This is a genomic window from Alteromonas sp. CI.11.F.A3, assembly GCF_032925565.1.
GTDB lineage: Bacteria > Pseudomonadota > Gammaproteobacteria > Enterobacterales > Alteromonadaceae > Alteromonas.
Map to the genome: position 1 here is coordinate 1639088 of NZ_CP136708.1, position 17191 is coordinate 1656278.

The window sequence follows — 17191 nt, forward strand, 5'->3', positions numbered from 1 at the left end:
CGTTGAGTTGTTTGATTACAAGATGATATGGGGTAGATATCGAGACAAGTCTTGCGTAATCGCATTGCTGTCTTCACGTACCGAAATACCTGCAGGCATGTCATCTACTAACCAACTACCGATGAGTGTATGGTTTCCATCAAACACAGGGAGGGGGTGGAAACCTTGCACAATAAACCCTTCTTCTCCATACGGGCCAGGGCTTAATTCCGATTCCTTTCCATTTTCAATCAATGAAATATTCGCGCCTTCTCTTGAAAATAACGGCTTTTTCACCCACTTGCCGCCGTGTATCGCATTATGAGGAATATCATCGGCGAAATAGGCAGGGAGTAAATTAGGATGGCCTTTGAACTTCTGCCACAACAAAGGCAATAATGCTTTGTTTGAAATAATAGACTTCCATGCAGGCTCTAACCAATTTACTTTTGCATCAGCGAGGGCATCACCGAACTCTTCTCGCAGAATAAACTCCCAAGGATAGAGCTTAAAGCAATCGGTAATGGGGGCATTAGCAAGGTCGGTAAATACGCCAGTATCTGCCAAACCAATGTCTTCAATAAAAACAAAGTCGCTTTTAATCCCAGCTTCTCGCGCGCAATCTTGTAAATACTGCACCGTACCGCGGTCTTCTTCTGTGTCTTTGCAGCAAGAAAAGTGCATTTGATTCAATTGATAATGCTGGGCTATTTCACCAAAGCGAAACACCAGCTTTTCTTGCAAGCTATTAAATTGATCGGCATTACGCGCTAATACGCCCGCATTCACTTGCTGTTCTAACCATAGCCACTGCCAAAAGCCTGATTCGTACAAGCTGGTGGGCGTATCTGCGTTGTTCTCAAGCAGTTTTGCGGGGCCCTTGCCGGAATAAACTAAATCTAGGCGGGAGTACAAGCTTGGGTCACGGTTGCGCCAACTCTCTTTCACTAAACCCCAGTGGGCTTCGGGAATAGAAAAGCGGGTGAGTAACTGCTCACTATTAACTACATCATCAACCACTGCCAAGCACATTTGATGAAGCTCAGCGGTAGGATCTTCAATGTCCTTTTCAATCTGAGCAAGGGTAAATTGATAGTAGGCGCGCTCATCCCAGTAGGGTTCGCCATACATGGTATGAAAGTGGAACCCAAATTCGCCGGCCAATTGCTGCCAACCTTTACGAGGCTGGCATGGCATTCTAAACATGGCTTATCCGCCCCAACTGCCTTTGCGTGAGCTACTTCCCCACGACGATTTTGCCCTAACACTGCTACCGAAGCCGCCGCGTTTCATGGTGCGGTTTACGGTAGGTTTAGGTTTTAGTGTATCTGAGCCCACTTTGTAATTGCGCTTGCGAATATCACCACTAAACACGTTACCATCGGCGGTAACCCAACGAGAACGATAAGAAGAGTAGGGTGAATATGAGGTATAGAGCGGCTGTGAATAATAGCGATTTGGTGATAATAACTGGCTCACCATGAAGCCGGCCATAAAGGGCATAAATACACTGCCCGAATTGGTATTTACCGTACGACATTGGTTGGCGCCAAATTCGTACTCACAATCGTATTCGCTATTGAAGCGAGGGCTGGTGCGCATCGCTTCTTCTGTCGCGGTTTTATAAGCTGCATCACAGCGTTCTACCGCATCAGGGAAATCTCGTTTACAGTCTTCCAATGAAGTATAAATTTGTGCGTCTTGCTTCTCTTCACCGCAAGCACTCAGGAAAACACTGGCAATACCAATAGCTAGAGGTTTTAAGGCGTAACTTTTGCGCATACGAGAAAGGTTGATACCTGAGCTACGTTTACGGCCGGTGGCTACACCTGATTGGCTATCCATCATATCGTCTTGTACGGCCTGTGATTTATTAGAATTTGTCATGGATCCCCCTTAATAGGTCATGCATGCCGCATTTAATAAACCCACAGCAATAGACATACTGGCTAGCATTACGCCTGCGGACACTTCATTTTCGTTAATACGCTGTGCAATTTTAGGCATAAAGGTGAAGCGTAATAATGCAAAGGCTAACGATTGCGCGATAATAGCGACAACAGCCCAAATAATGAAATCGACAATGGCGACTGAGTGAGTCGCTGCGCTAGCAAGTGCAATGGCAAAACCTACAATCGCGCCGCCAAAACCAATGGCAGCTGCTACGTTTTTCTCTTCTTTTACCAGTTTCCACTCATCGTGTGGGGTCACTAGCGCATAAACAAGTTTGAAGACGAATAAGAAAACAATTGAGAGGCCGAAGTACACCGCAAAGTTATCTAATCCAGCCAATGAATCCATAATAGTGTCCATAGAACGTCCTTACCTTTATATGTCGATTAACCGTTTATTGTAATGTCAGCGGGCTCTACATCAAACCCAGTGGAGATGACCAAGCAGCGGTCAAAATTGCTTCCAACTACCTTTTCTTCACCCACCACCAACAATGATTCTACTCTATCATTTTCTATCTCTCGTTCGTAGAGCATCATAAACTGATCAGTTGTGCTGATATCTTCATCTTCTTCATAAGTGGTCTCTGATACCGCTACGGGCGGTGATTCTACGCCTACTGCTTCCCAAACGCGCTTAAACACCTTGCCATCAAGGGTATAAGTCGGTTGGCTTATGAGGGTGTTTACACATGACTTCCATTGTTGTTCACTACCAATGGTTTCAGTGCTATAAAAATGCCAGAGTTTGACGTCAGTAATATGGTTTTCGGTTAGTCCGCCATCTAATACAACTTGCAGAAAAGCATCATCGTCAGTGTAAAAACGCAGCAAAGTGCCGCCAGTATCAAGGGGGGCTTCGCCAACGGCCTGAATAAGTTGCGAGCGTGCTGCACCTTCAATCGTTAGTGAAGGCTCAAGTAAAGACAGCTTCAGGTTATCAAGCTCGAATGAACCGCCTAGGTACAAGCCCATTACCTCAGGCACTTTGGGTTTTTCGGGTGCTTTTTTCTTAAATAATTTACTAAACACAATACACTCCTGTGCTATTCGGCGTCTAACGATGGCCAGTTAATAGCATTGATACGCCTGTCGGCAATGTAAAATAAGGTATCGCCTGGTGCTAACGTCGACTCTAACGGCGGGTTCACCACCATCTCTTTCACTTGTCCGCCTGGGGCGTAACCAATGAATATGGCATCGTGTCGACGCTTTAAGTTCATAAATAATTTAGCGACAGAAATAGTAGGGCTATCGCTAGGAATTTTTACTGAAAATTGGGCTTGGCCTTCATCCACGCTGAGTAAGTCGTGATGCAGCATGCTAGAGCCTGGGTCGAACGCCGCTTTAGCTAGCATTTCAACGGCCACGCTGGGCGTACATTCCACTTTCGGGCAATGCTCTTGTAGTAAACCGACTAGACTATCATCGTTAAAATAAGCCACTTGATGGGCTTGTGGATTTCGCTTTGAGCAATACAATGCGGTGGTCATAGTCACATCGTCTTGCGGATTGTCGATAAGAATAGTTTGCGCTGAGGCGATACAGGCTCTATCCATGTCGTCATCTTTGTTAAACGAGTCTACTTTTACAAATTCAATGATGCCGGGCATGGGGTTGGTAATGTCGGCTTTTACACACAAGACAATGTCAGGCCGCTCGGTCATGTCTTCTCGTTCTTGCAGAAGTAAATTAAGTAGCAAGATGGTGCGTTGCTCGTTCCAGCCAATAACTAAAATATGTTTACTAACGTGAAGGCTTGTCATGCCCATGACCCCTTTTCTCCATTGTCCAGATACCCAGGCTGCAATTCGGCCAATCACCATGGCAAAAATACTGAGCCCTAGCGGAATAACATAAAACGCAACGATGAGTTTGCCGGCTGATGTGGTGGGCGATAAGTCGCCATAACCTACGGTAGATGCAGTGACGGCTAACCAATAAATAAAGTCTGCTTGTGCAATTAACGCATTTTCATTGGCAGCATATAAAAGCCAATAACTACTGACTCCATAAAAAGCAGTTGCGCCTAAAATGGTGTACCAACGAGACTCGGCGAAATACTGCAACATCATCTTGCGCAGTTTTGTCCATTGCGACATAGCGAGAAACAACCTTAGTTTGTCTTTTCTTAACTGTGCCTTTAAGCGGGGGAGATGTCTATAAAAGACAAAGCGGGAGCCTAAGCTCCCGTTAAATATTACTTTATTTGCCTAAAATACGAGCAAGCTCATCATCGGCTGAGGTTTTGCCCCCTTTAATACCGGCTTCTGAGAGGCGCTTTTCTAAATCGCTGCTCGACTCTTCAGTGGCAAGTTCTTCCGCCGCTTGAAGTTCAGCGTTGCGCATCTTCTGCTTATCTTGAATGCGTGAAAGCGATTCCGTTGCGGTTTTCATTTTACTGTTCGCGCCCATGTGGCGAGATGAAACAGCAACTTGTGCCTTCTGTACACTTTCAGTGGCTTTCACCATATCCACTTGCTGCTCTAAACGGCGCAAGTTCGCTTTTGCTTGCTGGATATTCTGTGCCAATTGCTTCTCTGATTGCTGGAACTGATCAAGATACGCTTGCTCTTGCGCTTGTTCTTCTTTCAATTCAGACACCTTTTGAGCACAATCCAAGGCTAACTGGCGATCGTTATCAATGGCTTTACGTGCATGCGCTTCGTATTCAGCAATGGATGAATTAAAGCTGTCTACTTTTTGTTGAGACAACTTACATTTCGCTAAAATCTGCGTTCTTGCATGATCAGATTTACGTAACTCTTCTTTAGCTTCTCTGATTTCTTGCTCCAGAATACGGATAGCTTGGCTATCTACTACCGACTGTGCCGCTTCGTTGGCACCACCCTTTACTGCAGTAACTAATTTTTTCCAGACTGACATTCGCTTCTCCTTCGAAGTAAATATTAACTAAGGTGTGTTTCGTAGGCATCTAAAAATGATGCAACGTTCTGAAACAGTGTTTCTACTTCAATCACAATACTTTCTGACTTCGACTGTGCACTTAGGGCGCCAAAGGCAACGTAGTACTCTTCGTCACCAACGGTCGAAATGCCTACCGTGGTTAATGGGAACAGCATGTGGGTAGATAAAATCTCGTGATCTAAAGCCGCTTTGTCTTTCACTTCTGATGAAGCAAACAATAAGGTTTCTACTAAAATTTGCTCGCCGCTTATCGCTAGCCACGCGTCTATACCGTCTTGATTCGCAATGAGTAAACAGTTTTCCTCACGCGTCACCACAAAGTCATCGTGCCCTTTAAACAAAGATTCGATGCTCTCTAGATCCCAACTCATACAGTTCTCCTTTTCGATTGAAGCGATAATGTCGAGTGCCACTGTAACCACAAATTACGCACTCGCCAATATTCTTGACTTGCAGTGTAGACCCATTATGCCATAATCGTCAACAACGAATACGCTTTAAATGTGTAAAAAAGTGTGTTTTTGTAAATCATACGTCACAAATGGGGTGTTAAATTGAGTGCTAAAAATGCATGGCGACAAACCGTAGCACGACTCGTTAAGTCTGAAATGTCTGTGCGTGGAGTAAAATATCAAGCGCTCAGCCAGCGTTTAGCCGACATTGGTGTGGAACAAAGTGCTGATAACCTGAGGAACAAGGTCAATAAAGGCATAATGGGCGCAGATTTGTTAGTACAAATATTATACGTCCTTAAAGCGCGTGCAGTAGATGCGGCGTTAATCGAAGAAATCTTAACTGATCTTGATGATACAAACGGGTAAAATGCTTTATCGCAAAAAGATATGAAGTGAAAAGTTCGCTCAGGAAGTCGGTAGCAATCGACAGGCGAAAAAAAACCCGACAAGTGTCGGGTCTAAGATAAGGAATGTTAAGGGAGAACATCATCACTATCTGGGATGAATCTTAACCGTTTAAGGTTTTCTCTTCTATCTTTGTTTGATATTTAACCGTATTGGGTTCTATAAGTAGGTATAGTAAATTATACATGGCTACTTTAGGCTAATAAAAATAAGAGGTTGGATGGTTGGGTGAAATTGTATTTTGGTTAAAAGTAACCAAAGTCTATGGAACTTAAATATTACTTAATATTCAACTTTTGTCTTAATTCTTTAGTTCAATTTTGGCGTCTTTAAATAGTAAATATGAAATTATCAGATTATCGCTTCACACTTCCAGAACACCTCATTGCCAAGTACCCAACAGAAGACAGAACGGCAAGCCGTTTACTTCAGTTGAATGGTAAGTCGGGCGCTGTCACTCACTCTATGTTTAACGACATGCTGTCATTAGTAGAAGAGGGTGACCTTCTGGTATTTAATAACACCCGGGTTATTCCTGCGCGCCTGTTAGGCAAGAAAGAAACCGGCGGCCAAGTTGAAGTGCTCATAGAGCGTATTTTAACCGAGCACACCGCGCTTGCGCATGTGCGAGCCAGCAAAGCACCAAAGCCTGGTACCCGTTTATTGCTTGAAGAACATGTGAATATTACGGTTGAAGGACGTGATGATGCCTTGTTTTTACTTCGCTTCGATCATGAAGAAACCGCGCTTTCGTTGTTGGAGCAGTATGGTCACATGCCATTGCCACCCTACATTGACCGCCCTGATGAATCGACCGATAAAGAGCGCTATCAAACGGTTTACAACGAAACGCCAGGGGCAGTTGCAGCGCCTACCGCGGGCTTACACTTTGACGACGATATGCTAGCGGCGCTTAAAGCAAAAGGCATTAATTTAGCCTTTGTTACCTTGCATGTTGGTGCGGGTACTTTCCAACCAGTGCGGGTGGAGAATATTGAAGAGCATAAAATGCATGCTGAATATGCCGAGGTATCCCAAGACGTGGTAGATGCCGTATTAGCAACGAAAGCAAAAGGTAAGCGGGTGATTGCAGTAGGGACTACATCGGTACGTTCATTAGAATCTGCGGCAAAAGCCAGTGCAGAGCAATCAAAAGAAAAAAATGCAGCTGAAAGCCCCGTGATTGCGCCATTTTATTCAGATACCGAAATTTTTATTTACCCAGGTTTCACCTTCAAAGTAGTCGACGCCATGTTTACTAATTTTCATTTGCCTGAATCGACACTTATGATGCTAATAAGTGCTTTTGCTGGCAGAGAAAATGTAATGAATGCTTATCAAGAAGCTATCGAAAACGAGTATCGATTCTTTAGCTATGGCGACAGTATGTTTATCGAAAAAGCCTGATTGAAAGTTTTAGTATCGGCGATATTTTAAGGAATAGAGCAGAGGATGACCGTCCTATTTCTTTATCTCAACGATAAACATGCGTATTGGGCATGATCTCAGAAGAATAACTGGTATAATCGCCCACAATTTCGTTTGACCCAGCGCCAGTGCGCGCACCTAATTGGGAACGCTTTACATGCAATTTGAGTTGTTGAAAACCGATGGTAAAGCCAGACGCGGACGTCTGGTTTTTGATCGTGGTGTGGTAGAAACCCCAGCATTTATGCCAGTGGGTACCTACGGCACAGTAAAAGGGATGACCCCTGAAGAATTAAAAGACAGTGGTGCACATATTTGCCTTGGCAATACGTTCCACTTAATGTTGCGTCCAGGTACTGGCGTTATCCGCCAGCACGGCGATTTGCATGACTTTATGCATTGGGACAAGCCAATCCTTACCGATTCAGGTGGTTTCCAAGTATTTAGTTTAGGTGATTTACGTAAAATTACCGAAGAAGGGGTAACCTTCCGCTCGCCAATTAACGGTGAGAAGATTTTACTTACGCCAGAAAAGTCGATGGAAGTACAACGTGACCTAGGCTCTGACATCGTGATGATCTTCGATGAATGCACGCCTTACCCTGCTACTGAGCAGGAAGCGCGAGTATCCATGGAAATGTCTCTTCGTTGGGCGAAGCGAAGCAAAGAATCTCATGGCGATAACCCTGCTGCTTTGTTTGGTATCATCCAAGGTGGTATGTACGAAGGTTTGCGTGATGTATCGCTAGCTGGGCTTGAAGCTATTGGCTTCGACGGATATGCCATTGGTGGCTTATCAGTTGGTGAGCCTAAAGAAGATATGATCCGCATTATCGATCATACCGCGCCGCAAATTCCAGAAGACAAACCTCGCTACTTAATGGGCGTGGGTAAGCCAGAAGATATTGTAGAAGCGGTGCGCCGTGGTATCGATATGTTCGACTGCGTTATGCCAACCCGTAACGCGAGAAACGGCCACTTATTTGTTACCGATGGCGTAGTAAAAATTCGTAATGCGGTGCACCGCAATGATACGTCGCCTCTTGATGAAAATTGTGACTGTTACACTTGTAAAAACTATTCTCGCTCTTATCTACATCATTTAGATAAGTGTAATGAGATTTTGGGTGCGCGTTTAAACACCATCCATAACCTTCGTTACTACCAACGTGTTATGCAAGGCCTTCGCGATGCTATTGAAGCAGATTCGTTGGACGATTTCGTACACACTTTTTATGAACAAAAAAATATGCCGGTTCCGGCACTATAACAACGAAAATAATTGGGGAATTTTATGAGCCTATTTATCTCAAGCGCACATGCGCAAGCTTCTGGTGGCGCTGCACAAGGCGGTGGCATGGAAATGATCATCATGTTGGCCGTATTCGGTTTAATCTTTTACTTCCTTCTTTATCGCCCTCAAGCGAAGCGTGTAAAAGAGCATAAAAACTTAGTTACCTCACTGGGTAAAGGCGATGAAGTGCTAACACAAGGTGGCATTGTTGGTCGTATTACCAAAGTGTCTGACGACAAAGATTTCATCGAAATCTCGCTTAACGACACGAACAACATTGTTGTACAGAAGTCGTCTGTAACAGCTGTGTTGCCAAAAGGCACTATGAAGTCGCTGTAATTGACAAACGCCGGGGCCGGGACCTTCCCGGTACTGGCACGAAAGGAACTATCCAGTGCTAAATAAAAATTCAATCTGGAAAGTGCTAAGTACGCTTATTGTCATTGGACTATGCGCACTTTATGCACTTCCCAATATCTACGGTGAAGATCACGCAGTGCAGATTTCTGCAGGCCGTGACGCTGTTGTAACCGAGTCAATGGTAGGCCAAGTTGAGTCTACGTTGGCGGCAAAAGGTATTACCCCTAAGCGCATCGAATTCGAAGATGAGCAAATTCTCGTTCGTATCTCAGATTCAGACACTCAATTAGTTGCCCGTGAAGCATTGGAAGATGCACTAGGTGACGAGTACTTTGTGGCAATGAACCTTGCTCCTGATACGCCAGAATGGCTTGAAGGTTTAGGCGGTACGCCAATGAAGCTTGGTTTGGATTTACGTGGTGGCGTTCATTTCTTGATGGAAGTGGACATGACCGAAGTCATCACTAAGTCATTGGAAGATGCTGAAAGCGGATTCCGTACTTCATTGCGTGAAGAAGGCATTCGTTATCGTGGTGTTACGCAAAAGGAAGACTACGTAGAAATCACTTTCCGTGATGAAGAAACGCTTGATAAAGCAGAGTTTTTCTTACGTAACCAAAATCGTGACCTTACGCTAAGCCAAACTGATGACTTAGTGCTTCGTGCAGTATTTTCTGAAGCTAAACTTCAAGAGATTCGCGAGAATGCGGTGAAGCAAAACATTACGATTATTCGTAACCGTGTTAACCAATTAGGTGTTGCTGAACCCTTGGTTCAAAAGCAAGGTGCCGACCGTATTGTTGTGCAACTTCCAGGTATTCAAGATACGGCCCGTGCGAAAGAAATTCTAAATGCCACAGCAACCTTAGAATTTAGAATGGTTGATCAGAAAAATGACGTGCGTGACGCTATCAGCGGTCGTGTACCTGCGGGCTCTCAGGTTATTGAAGACCAGCAAGGTATTCCTCAGTTGCTTGAAAAACGCATCATGCTTACGGGTAGTCATATTATCGATGCCAACAGTGGTGTGGATGAGTACGGTTTACCTAACGTTAATATTTCTCTTGATTCTGAGGGCGGCAATAAAATGTCTCGCTCGACCCGCGGCAACATTGGCAAACCAATGGCTACGGTGTTTATTGAATACAAGTCAAATGGCGAGCGTAACAAAGACGACAAGCTTATCTTTGAAAAGCATGAGCAAGTGATCTCTGTTGCCACCATTCGTGCTCAGCTGGGCAGTAAATTTCAAATTACCGGCCTTGATTCTCCGAAAGAAGCCCGCGATTTAGCCTTGCTACTTCGCGCTGGTGCATTGATTGCACCTATTCAAATTGTTGAAGAGCGCACGGTAGGGCCAAGCTTAGGTAAAGAGAATATTGAACTTGGTACGCAAGCTATTGTGTATGGTTTGTTAGCGGTTCTAGTATTTATGCTTATTTACTACAAAGCTTTTGGTATTGTGGCAAACATTGCACTTATCACGAACTTAGTGATGATTGTGGGCATTATGTCTATGATCCCTGGTGCTACGCTAACCTTACCCGGTATGGCAGGTATTGTACTTACCGTTGGTATGGCGGTAGATGCTAACGTGCTTATTTTCGAACGAATTCGAGAAGAGTTGCGTGATGGAAGAAGCCCTCAACAGGCTATTCATCATGGCTATGACAGCGCGTTCTCTACCATTTTAGATGCTAACATCACCACGTTTATTGCGGGTCTTATTCTGTTCGCTGTAGGAACCGGTCCAATTAAAGGCTTCTCTATTACGCTTATGATTGGTATTGCTACCTCTATGTTTACTGCTATTTTACTGACACGCGTTATCGTTAACGCAGTGTGGGGCGGTCGACGTAATGTTCAGAAATTAGCGATATAGGAGCAGGACATGCAATTATTAAAGTTATCTGAAACCATTAATTTCATGCGTCTGCGTGTGCCAGCGATGGTGCTATCTACCATTCTTATTTTAGGCTCGTTCGTCTCTTTGGGCGTGAACAGTCTTAATTGGGGATTAGATTTCACTGGCGGAACGCTAATTGAAGTGGGTTACGAAGATTCGGCAAACCTAGAATCGATTCGTACCTTACTTAATAACGCGGAATTCGAAGACGCTATTGTACAAAACTTTGGCAGCAGCCAAGAGGTGCTTATTCGTATTGCACCTCGTGACGGTGTTAAAGCGGCCACCATTGGTGAGCAAGTATTAGCCGCGTTACGTGCCGATGGCACTGCGGTTGATATGCGTCGTATTGAGTTCGTAGGGCCAAACGTTGGCGAAGAACTTACCGAACAGGGCGGCTTAGCCATGCTGGTGGCGCTAATTTGTATATTAGTTTATGTTGCCATGCGTTTTGAATGGCGATTTGCGCTAGGTTCGGTATCGGCCCTTGCTCATGATGTTATTCTGACCTTGGGGTTATTTTCGATACTTCAAATTGAATTTGATTTAACGGTACTTGCAGCAGTATTAGCGGTAATCGGTTATTCGCTTAACGATACCATTGTTGTATCCGATCGTATTCGTGAAAACTTCCGTAAAATTCGCAAAGGCGAGCCTATTGATATTATCAATATCTCTCTTACGCAAACCTTGAACCGTACCATTATTACGTCTTTGACTACGGTACTGGTATTGGTTGCACTGTTTTACAAAGGCGGCGCGCTAATTCACGGATTTGCTACTGCATTGTTGTTCGGTGTGGTGGTGGGTACCTATTCTTCTGTTTATATTGCCAGCTCGGTTGCACTAGCACTGGGTATCAGCAAAGAAGATTTGATGCCACCTCAGGTGGAAAAAGAAGGTGCCGACTTAGATCCTATGCCGTAATCATTAACGCTAGGTATCAGCAGATACGAAAAAGCTAGTCACCTAAAGTGACTAGCTTTTTTTTGCCTTCAATTTATGACGCAGGGGTTAGTCGGGCTTTTAAGGTGTCTTTGTAACGCCTAGAGACGGGAACTTCTGTGCTATCTAACAACGTCAGAATGCCATCACCGCTATCTTCAAATCGGATGTTATCTATTAGGTTACTTTGCACCGCATAAGAACGATGAACACGAATAAAGCCTTTAGCACTGGCGTGTTCACAGAATTGTTTCATGGTATATCGCAATGGGAATGTCGATTTTGAAGTGTGAAGGTTAATATAGTTCCCCGAAGCTTCTACCCAATAGACGTCACTGAGTTTTACCAAAAACTCTTTGTTTAGCTTCTTTACCAACAAATTGTCGGGCATGGTCGAGGGCGAGATGTTTCCTTTATTACCACTAACTTCCTCAGGCGCATCATGCTCTCGAATAACCGAAGCCTCTCCAATAAGCCTTCGATAACTGAACATAATAATGTAATAAAAAGTGACAAGGGTGATATAGCCCCATATATCCTTACGGTACTCATAAAAAAATTCGCGGGCTAGCGGCCCGAAATTATATTCTTTATCTGATAGTAAGTAGCAAAGCTCTCTAAACGTTACCATTAATGTGACATGAGCAATTGAAAATAGGCTCGCAAAAGCAAAGTGCCAAACTAGCCATGTTCTAACCCCAAATGCGTAATTATCAAGTTTGCGGATGAAATAAATAAGGGGGACGACTATTAAGGCCGTGGCCAATGCACTGCTATATTCCCACAGGTAAGGTTCCCATAACGCAGTGCTGTTGTTCGCGTCTCTTGATAGTTCTGTCCAATCTGATGCAGCATTAATGGAGTTATTCAAAAATAAATAAATCACCAGCAGTACAAAGGCTGCCCATTTATGATATCGCTCTGTATTGCGAAAAAACTGACTGAGTTTTTCGTCACTACTACCCACCGCTTATCCCCAATTTCTCATTCATTCGTCACTCTACGCTAGTGACAGTAAGAAAATCTACGTTATATAAAACCCTATTACTACATTATTGAATAGGATAGACAGTAATGACACAACTAAAAAAAGGCAGCGATTTAACAGAGCTGGCCAAAAGCAGTGGGGAAGCAATTCGGTTTCATGCGCTCGATGCGTTAAGAGTGATCGCGTTTGGTGTGTTGATTCTTTATCACATTGGTATGTACTACGTGTTGGAATGGGGGTGGCATATCAAAAGTGAACAGCCACAGGCGTGGCTGCAAGATGTCATGATTCTAACTAACCAGTGGCGGATGTCCCTGTTGTTTTTGATTTCATCAATGGTACTTACCGCGCTGTTAACTCGCGTTGAGCCTCAACCGCTTTTATTTTTAAAACGGGCTGGGGTGTTGATAGCCCAACGAACGCAGCGATTATTAATTCCGTTGCTGTTTGGCATGTTTGTGATAGTTGCTCCGCAAGTCTATATCGAATGGACAGTCAGTGGAGTGATAGACACTACCTTTACACAGTTCTATTTAGCCTATATTAACCCCAATACGCAGTGGTTAGCTGAGCGTCATTCCGACATTGGCTTACTGACATGGAATCATCTTTGGTTTTTACCATATTTGTGGGTGTATTCGTTACTGATAATTTTGCTTTATCCGGTGATGACTCAGTTGGCTAAAGTTCAGATTGGATTGATAACCTTCGCTTTTGCATCTTCTACGGCAATGGTAGCGATATGGCTAATGTTACGAAATACGTACCCGACAACCCATGATTTGCTCAACGATTGGTACAGCCACGCTAAATACTTTCTTGTGATGCTGGTGGGGGCGGTCATCATCTTGCAGCCAAAGTTATGGGAAGCGCTAGAGCGTACTCGCTATGTAAGCATGCTGGTGGCGTTGTGCATGTATTCACTTATTATCGCCGATAGGCACGATATGTTAGGGCCTGTTGGCGATTGGATGACAGAGTCCTGGTGGTTCAGAGTGATGGTGGGATACATTGTAGTGCTTAATCATTGGGCTTGGTTAGCCGCGATACTAGGCTTTGGTAAGCGTTATTTAAGTAAACCCATGGCCTGGGTAAAATACCTTAATAGCGGTGTGCTTCCTTACTACATGATGCACCAAACATTAATTGTGGTTGCCGCGTATGCTCTGCATTCAATAGGCTTTCCAGTAGGAATTCAGTTTGTGCTCATTTTACTGGTTACGTTAGTTGGCTGTGCGCTTACTTATGAACTTGCCAAGAGAAACCTAGTGACACGGATATTATTTGGATTGAAGGCCAAACCGCAGGGAATTACCCAGATAAACGACATAATGAGTCAAGCACCTTCCACGTCGGTTTTTACTAAGACAGTTTCCAAGCCATTTACAAAAGCCTCTCAATAAACAGGCACAAAAAAAGCGGTGTATGAATGACACCGCTTTTTCTTAACTTTTTACAGGCAATAATCAACTTATTGCCTTGTCTAAAGAGCTTATTTCAAGTGCTTAACTAAGCCTTGAACTACTTTGGCACTACCTGCCACGATTTCGCCGCTATAAAGTGGATCGTTACCGCCTTTAAAGTCGGTTACTAAGCCGCCAGCTTCACGAACAATAAGTTCACCAGCTGCGATATCCCACGTTTTAATACCACGTTCCCAGTAGCCATCATGACGGCCAGCAGCAACGTATGCTAAATCTAGCGCTGCGCTACCTGCACGGCGAATATCACCACATTCGTGGAAGATTTTGTTTAGGCTAAGTGCATACTCACCGAATTTGGCTTTGTTCTTAAACGGCATGCCGGTGGCAAGAATCGTTTCGTTTAAATCACGAGGCTTAGACGCACGAATACGGTAACCATTCAACTGGGCGCCTTGTCCACGGCTAGCGGTGAATAATTCGCTACGGATAGGATCAAATACAACAGCTTGGTCTAGACGACCTTTGTGAAGTAATGCAATAGATACGGCAAAGTGAGGGATGCCTTTAATGAAATTGGTAGTGCCATCTAATGGGTCAATAATCCACTGAAAGTCAGTATCTGCCCCAGCAGTTTCGCCAGACTCTTCACCCATAAAGCAGTGATTTGGAAATGATTGCTGAATTTTAGCAATAATAGCTTGCTCAGCTTCTTTATCAACTTGGGTGACGTAATCGTTCAAACCTTTTGATTCAGTTGCTACTTCGTTGTGTTTTTCAAAACCACGAACAATAATTGTGCCAGCCGCACGCGCTGCGCGCACCGCAATATTCAGCATAGGATGCATAGATAAACCACCAATTGTAAAAGACCAAAGAACTGACCTTGACCATAGGTTAGCCCAACATGCGTTTTACGCAAGTGACCAACAAGGTAAGGTGTTCAAAACGCGCGCATCTTAACCAGAATGGCGATGTGATGCAAATGAAATGTGGGTAGGCTGCACAAGCACGTGTGATGCTGACAACATTGAGGTATCAATGTAGGGCTGCAGATAGCCATCTATACCGCCATTGTGCTACTATTCCGTTCAATATTGACGAGGCTACAGGTAATAAAAAGCATGCTCGGGAACATCCGTATTATTTTGGTGAGTACATCACACACTGGCAACATTGGCTCTACTGCACGAGCGATGAAAACCATGGGCTTGAGTAGCCTCTATCTAGTTAATCCTGTCCATGAGCCTGATGGTCAAGCAAGTGCTTTGGCTGCTGGGGCGGGGGACGTTTTAGCTAACGCCAAAATAGTTAGCACCTTAGAAGAAGCCGTGTCTGATTGTGGTTTGGTTGTGGGTACATCGGCCCGTTCTAGAACGCACTCATGGCCTATGCTAGGTCCACGTGAATGCGGTGAAAAACTAGTACAAGAAGTGAGTAACTTTCCGGTAGCGCTGGTATTTGGTCGCGAAAATAGTGGGTTAAGCAACGAAGAGTTACAACAATGTCACTTTCATATGTGTATTCCTGCAAACCCAGAATACAGCTCGCTGAACTTAGCCGCTGCGGTACAAACCTTATGCTATGAAATTCGTATGGCGTACTTAAACAAAGAAGCTTTACCTACGGCTGTAGAAGCGTACCCGCTGAATGAAGATTTAGAACGTTTTTATACGCACCTTGAATCAACATTAGAAGGTACGTCTTTCATTCGTAAGAGCCACCCAGGCGTAGTAATGACTAAACTTCGTCGTTTGTTCAATCGCGCTCGTCCTGAATCTCAAGAGCTCAATATATTACGCGGCATCTTGGCGTCTATCGATAAATCGGTCAAAGCGCCATTGCCAGAGCCTGACAACGAAAATGAATTACCTAACTAGGCGAGGCACTCGTGTTCTCTAGAATTAAAGACGACATTCAAGGGGTATTTCATCGCGACCCAGCGGCGCGAAATACCTTTGAAGTGTTAACCAATTACCCAGGTTTGCATGCCGTGTGGCTGCATCGTGTCAGCCACAAATTATGGAAAGCCGACTGGAAATGGTTGGCACGCAGCCTATCCACATTCAATCGGTGGCTAACGGGAATAGAAATTCACCCCGGGGCGACCTTAGGCCGCCGTGTATTTATCGACCATGGCATGGGCGTTGTGATTGGTGAAACAGCAGAAGTGGGCGACGACGTTACTTTGTATCACGGGGTAACATTAGGCGGTACTAGTTGGACGCCGGGGAAACGTCACCCTACGTTAGAAAAGGGCGCGGTAGTAGGTGCAGGTGCTAAAGTGCTCGGTCCTATTACCATTGGTGAAAATGCCAAAGTCGGGTCTAATTCGGTAGTAGTAAAAGATATACCTGCAGGCGCCACAGCAGTGGGGATTCCTGGGCGAATTATTATCTCTAAGCAACAAAGTGATGCTGCCCAGATTAACCCCAATCGCCATAAAATTGCGGAAAAATACGGGTTCGATGCTTACGCAGTTGCGCCCGATAATCCAGATCCTGTCGCCAATGCTATGGGGATTATGTTAGAGCACATGCATCAGATGGACACCAAGGTAGAAGAGATGTGCAAAGTGATTCAATCTCTCGGTGGTGACGTTTGTACTGATAACTTACATAATATATCTGCGCAAGATTTCGCCGATACAGGTATTGAGTTTGCAGGCGAGAGTAAAGCTAAAGCTGGCCAAGAGGCATTTGACCCAACAATCTAATCATTAATGGTTATTAAACTAATGGTATTTAAGTTACTCATTTTAAAGCTCAAATAGTTCAGCGGTAAAACCCTTCTTACGCTAGACGCTGCTCGAGAGATAGTAGAGCGCGTCATGTATGACAAAATCATTGTCGCGCGTGTCTGACAGAAATTGCCGATTCCATTGGCTTTCTGCCGAACAGAGTAAGAAAAATCGCTGCCCTAGCTGGCGGCTATAACCGATTCACTTGAAGTGCTTCACAAACATGATGAGAACGCTAAAGGCCTATGAACTACATTCTGAAAAAAGCCAACAGTCTGTATTGACCGAAGGCCAACGCTATTATTATTCGATTACTGACTTCATGTTGCCATACCGATAAAATTAAAACTGGCTGTTCAAACCTCCCCTTGATATATTTCCATGCTCAAT

General features: G+C 44.3%; 18 protein-coding genes and 1 pseudogene. 10 read left to right on the forward strand and 9 right to left on the reverse strand.

Features of this window, described 5'->3' with window-relative positions:
- Positions 1–15: 15 nt before the first annotated feature.
- The 7 genes from R1T43_RS06965 to R1T43_RS06995 form a co-directional block, all read right to left on the reverse strand.
- Positions 16–1185, reverse strand: coding sequence for a glutathionylspermidine synthase family protein (locus R1T43_RS06965; RefSeq protein ID WP_317354338.1), 1170 nt, complete (start codon positions 1183–1185; stop codon positions 16–18).
- Positions 1186–1188: 3 nt separating this feature from the next.
- Positions 1189–1866 carry a DUF1190 family protein gene (locus tag R1T43_RS06970; RefSeq protein ID WP_317354342.1) on the reverse strand — a complete coding sequence of 226 codons (678 nt, stop codon included), beginning with the start codon at positions 1864–1866 and terminating at the stop codon, positions 1189–1191.
- Positions 1867–1875: 9 nt separating this feature from the next.
- Positions 1876–2292: a DUF350 domain-containing protein gene (locus R1T43_RS06975; protein ID WP_057790539.1), complete on the reverse strand. Its 417-nt coding sequence runs from the start codon at positions 2290–2292 to the stop codon at positions 1876–1878.
- Positions 2293–2318: 26 nt separating this feature from the next.
- Positions 2319–2963, reverse strand: a complete 645-nt coding sequence (locus R1T43_RS06980; RefSeq protein ID WP_317354347.1) for a YjfK family protein — start codon at positions 2961–2963, stop codon at positions 2319–2321.
- A gap of 14 nt (positions 2964–2977) precedes the next feature.
- Positions 2978–4033 (reverse strand): potassium channel family protein, encoded by a 1056-nt coding sequence (locus tag R1T43_RS06985; RefSeq protein WP_317354349.1) that lies wholly within the window; start codon positions 4031–4033, stop codon positions 2978–2980.
- Between the two features lie 103 nt (positions 4034–4136).
- Positions 4137–4817, reverse strand: a complete 681-nt coding sequence (locus R1T43_RS06990) for a PspA/IM30 family protein (protein ID WP_057790545.1) — start codon at positions 4815–4817, stop codon at positions 4137–4139.
- A 23-nt stretch (positions 4818–4840) separates the two neighbouring features.
- Complete coding sequence (locus R1T43_RS06995) at positions 4841–5230, reverse strand: DUF2170 family protein (protein WP_062087694.1); 390 nt, start codon at positions 5228–5230, stop codon at positions 4841–4843.
- Between the two features lie 237 nt (positions 5231–5467).
- On the opposite strand from R1T43_RS06995, the gene R1T43_RS07000 reads away from it, so the two are divergent.
- The 6 genes from R1T43_RS07000 (at position 5468) to secF (ending at position 11634) form a co-directional block, all read left to right on the forward strand.
- On the forward strand, positions 5468–5680 hold the full coding sequence (locus R1T43_RS07000) for a DUF6471 domain-containing protein (protein WP_247670699.1): 213 nt from the start codon (positions 5468–5470) through the stop codon (positions 5678–5680).
- 381 nt (positions 5681–6061) lie between these two features.
- A complete protein-coding gene (queA, locus tag R1T43_RS07005) occupies positions 6062–7126 on the forward strand; it encodes a tRNA preQ1(34) S-adenosylmethionine ribosyltransferase-isomerase QueA (protein WP_317354357.1) in 1065 nt (354 codons plus the stop codon).
- A gap of 178 nt (positions 7127–7304) precedes the next feature.
- Positions 7305–8417, forward strand: coding sequence for a tRNA guanosine(34) transglycosylase Tgt (tgt, locus tag R1T43_RS07010; RefSeq protein WP_317354360.1), 1113 nt, complete (start codon positions 7305–7307; stop codon positions 8415–8417).
- Positions 8418–8441: 24 nt separating this feature from the next.
- The gene (gene yajC / locus R1T43_RS07015; RefSeq protein WP_013783253.1) at positions 8442–8780 is read left to right on the forward strand and encodes a preprotein translocase subunit YajC; all 339 of its coding nucleotides are present in this window, start codon (positions 8442–8444) and stop codon (positions 8778–8780) included.
- A gap of 55 nt (positions 8781–8835) precedes the next feature.
- Positions 8836–10683, forward strand: a complete 1848-nt coding sequence (gene secD / locus R1T43_RS07020) for a protein translocase subunit SecD (RefSeq protein WP_211070543.1) — start codon at positions 8836–8838, stop codon at positions 10681–10683.
- A 9-nt stretch (positions 10684–10692) separates the two neighbouring features.
- A complete protein-coding gene (gene secF, locus R1T43_RS07025) occupies positions 10693–11634 on the forward strand; it encodes a protein translocase subunit SecF (RefSeq protein ID WP_057790557.1) in 942 nt (313 codons plus the stop codon).
- Between the two features lie 73 nt (positions 11635–11707).
- Here the strand turns inward: secF and R1T43_RS07030 are convergent, their stop codons facing one another.
- Positions 11708–12619, reverse strand: coding sequence for a LytTR family DNA-binding domain-containing protein (locus tag R1T43_RS07030; RefSeq protein ID WP_317354368.1), 912 nt, complete (start codon positions 12617–12619; stop codon positions 11708–11710).
- 107 nt (positions 12620–12726) lie between these two features.
- Here R1T43_RS07030 and R1T43_RS07035 point away from each other — a divergent pair, with 107 nt between their 5' ends.
- Positions 12727–14043 carry an acyltransferase gene (locus tag R1T43_RS07035; RefSeq protein ID WP_317354372.1) on the forward strand — a complete coding sequence of 439 codons (1317 nt, stop codon included), beginning with the start codon at positions 12727–12729 and terminating at the stop codon, positions 14041–14043.
- Between the two features lie 89 nt (positions 14044–14132).
- Here the strand turns inward: R1T43_RS07035 and suhB are convergent, their stop codons facing one another.
- Positions 14133–14909, reverse strand: a complete 777-nt coding sequence (gene suhB / locus R1T43_RS07040) for an inositol-1-monophosphatase (RefSeq protein WP_211070549.1) — start codon at positions 14907–14909, stop codon at positions 14133–14135.
- A gap of 276 nt (positions 14910–15185) precedes the next feature.
- Here suhB and trmJ point away from each other — a divergent pair, with 276 nt between their 5' ends.
- The 3 genes and pseudogenes from trmJ to R1T43_RS07055 all read left to right on the forward strand — a co-directional run.
- Positions 15186–15941, forward strand: a complete 756-nt coding sequence (gene trmJ, locus R1T43_RS07045; RefSeq protein WP_317354377.1) for a tRNA (cytosine(32)/uridine(32)-2'-O)-methyltransferase TrmJ — start codon at positions 15186–15188, stop codon at positions 15939–15941.
- A gap of 11 nt (positions 15942–15952) precedes the next feature.
- Positions 15953–16777, forward strand: a complete 825-nt coding sequence (cysE, locus tag R1T43_RS07050; protein WP_317354380.1) for a serine O-acetyltransferase — start codon at positions 15953–15955, stop codon at positions 16775–16777.
- A gap of 60 nt (positions 16778–16837) precedes the next feature.
- Positions 16838–17073, forward strand: a pseudogene (locus R1T43_RS07055) (PhoH family protein); the annotation flags it as partial.
- Between the last annotated feature and the right edge of the window lie 118 nt (positions 17074–17191).

What these genes read in the sequence shown, in the direction of transcription:
- suhB (WP_211070549.1), bottom strand. Translation starts at nt 14,909, where the DNA reads ATGCATCCTATGCTGAATATTGCGGTGCGCGCAGCGCGTGCGGCTGGC.
- R1T43_RS06965 (WP_317354338.1), bottom strand. Translation starts at nt 1,185, where the DNA reads ATGTTTAGAATGCCATGCCAGCCTCGTAAAGGTTGGCAGCAATTGGCC.
- R1T43_RS06995 (WP_062087694.1), bottom strand. Translation starts at nt 5,230, where the DNA reads ATGAGTTGGGATCTAGAGAGCATCGAATCTTTGTTTAAAGGGCACGAT.
- tgt (WP_317354360.1), top strand. Translation starts at nt 7,305, where the DNA reads ATGCAATTTGAGTTGTTGAAAACCGATGGTAAAGCCAGACGCGGACGT.
- R1T43_RS07035 (WP_317354372.1), top strand. Translation starts at nt 12,727, where the DNA reads ATGACACAACTAAAAAAAGGCAGCGATTTAACAGAGCTGGCCAAAAGC.
- R1T43_RS06970 (WP_317354342.1), bottom strand. Translation starts at nt 1,866, where the DNA reads ATGACAAATTCTAATAAATCACAGGCCGTACAAGACGATATGATGGAT.
- yajC (WP_013783253.1), top strand. Translation starts at nt 8,442, where the DNA reads ATGAGCCTATTTATCTCAAGCGCACATGCGCAAGCTTCTGGTGGCGCT.
- trmJ (WP_317354377.1), top strand. Translation starts at nt 15,186, where the DNA reads ATGCTCGGGAACATCCGTATTATTTTGGTGAGTACATCACACACTGGC.
- R1T43_RS06990 (WP_057790545.1), bottom strand. Translation starts at nt 4,817, where the DNA reads ATGTCAGTCTGGAAAAAATTAGTTACTGCAGTAAAGGGTGGTGCCAAC.
- R1T43_RS07000 (WP_247670699.1), top strand. Translation starts at nt 5,468, where the DNA reads ATGTCTGTGCGTGGAGTAAAATATCAAGCGCTCAGCCAGCGTTTAGCC.
- queA (WP_317354357.1), top strand. Translation starts at nt 6,062, where the DNA reads ATGAAATTATCAGATTATCGCTTCACACTTCCAGAACACCTCATTGCC.
- R1T43_RS06985 (WP_317354349.1), bottom strand. Translation starts at nt 4,033, where the DNA reads ATGTCGCAATGGACAAAACTGCGCAAGATGATGTTGCAGTATTTCGCC.
- secF (WP_057790557.1), top strand. Translation starts at nt 10,693, where the DNA reads ATGCAATTATTAAAGTTATCTGAAACCATTAATTTCATGCGTCTGCGT.
- R1T43_RS06975 (WP_057790539.1), bottom strand. Translation starts at nt 2,292, where the DNA reads ATGGACACTATTATGGATTCATTGGCTGGATTAGATAACTTTGCGGTG.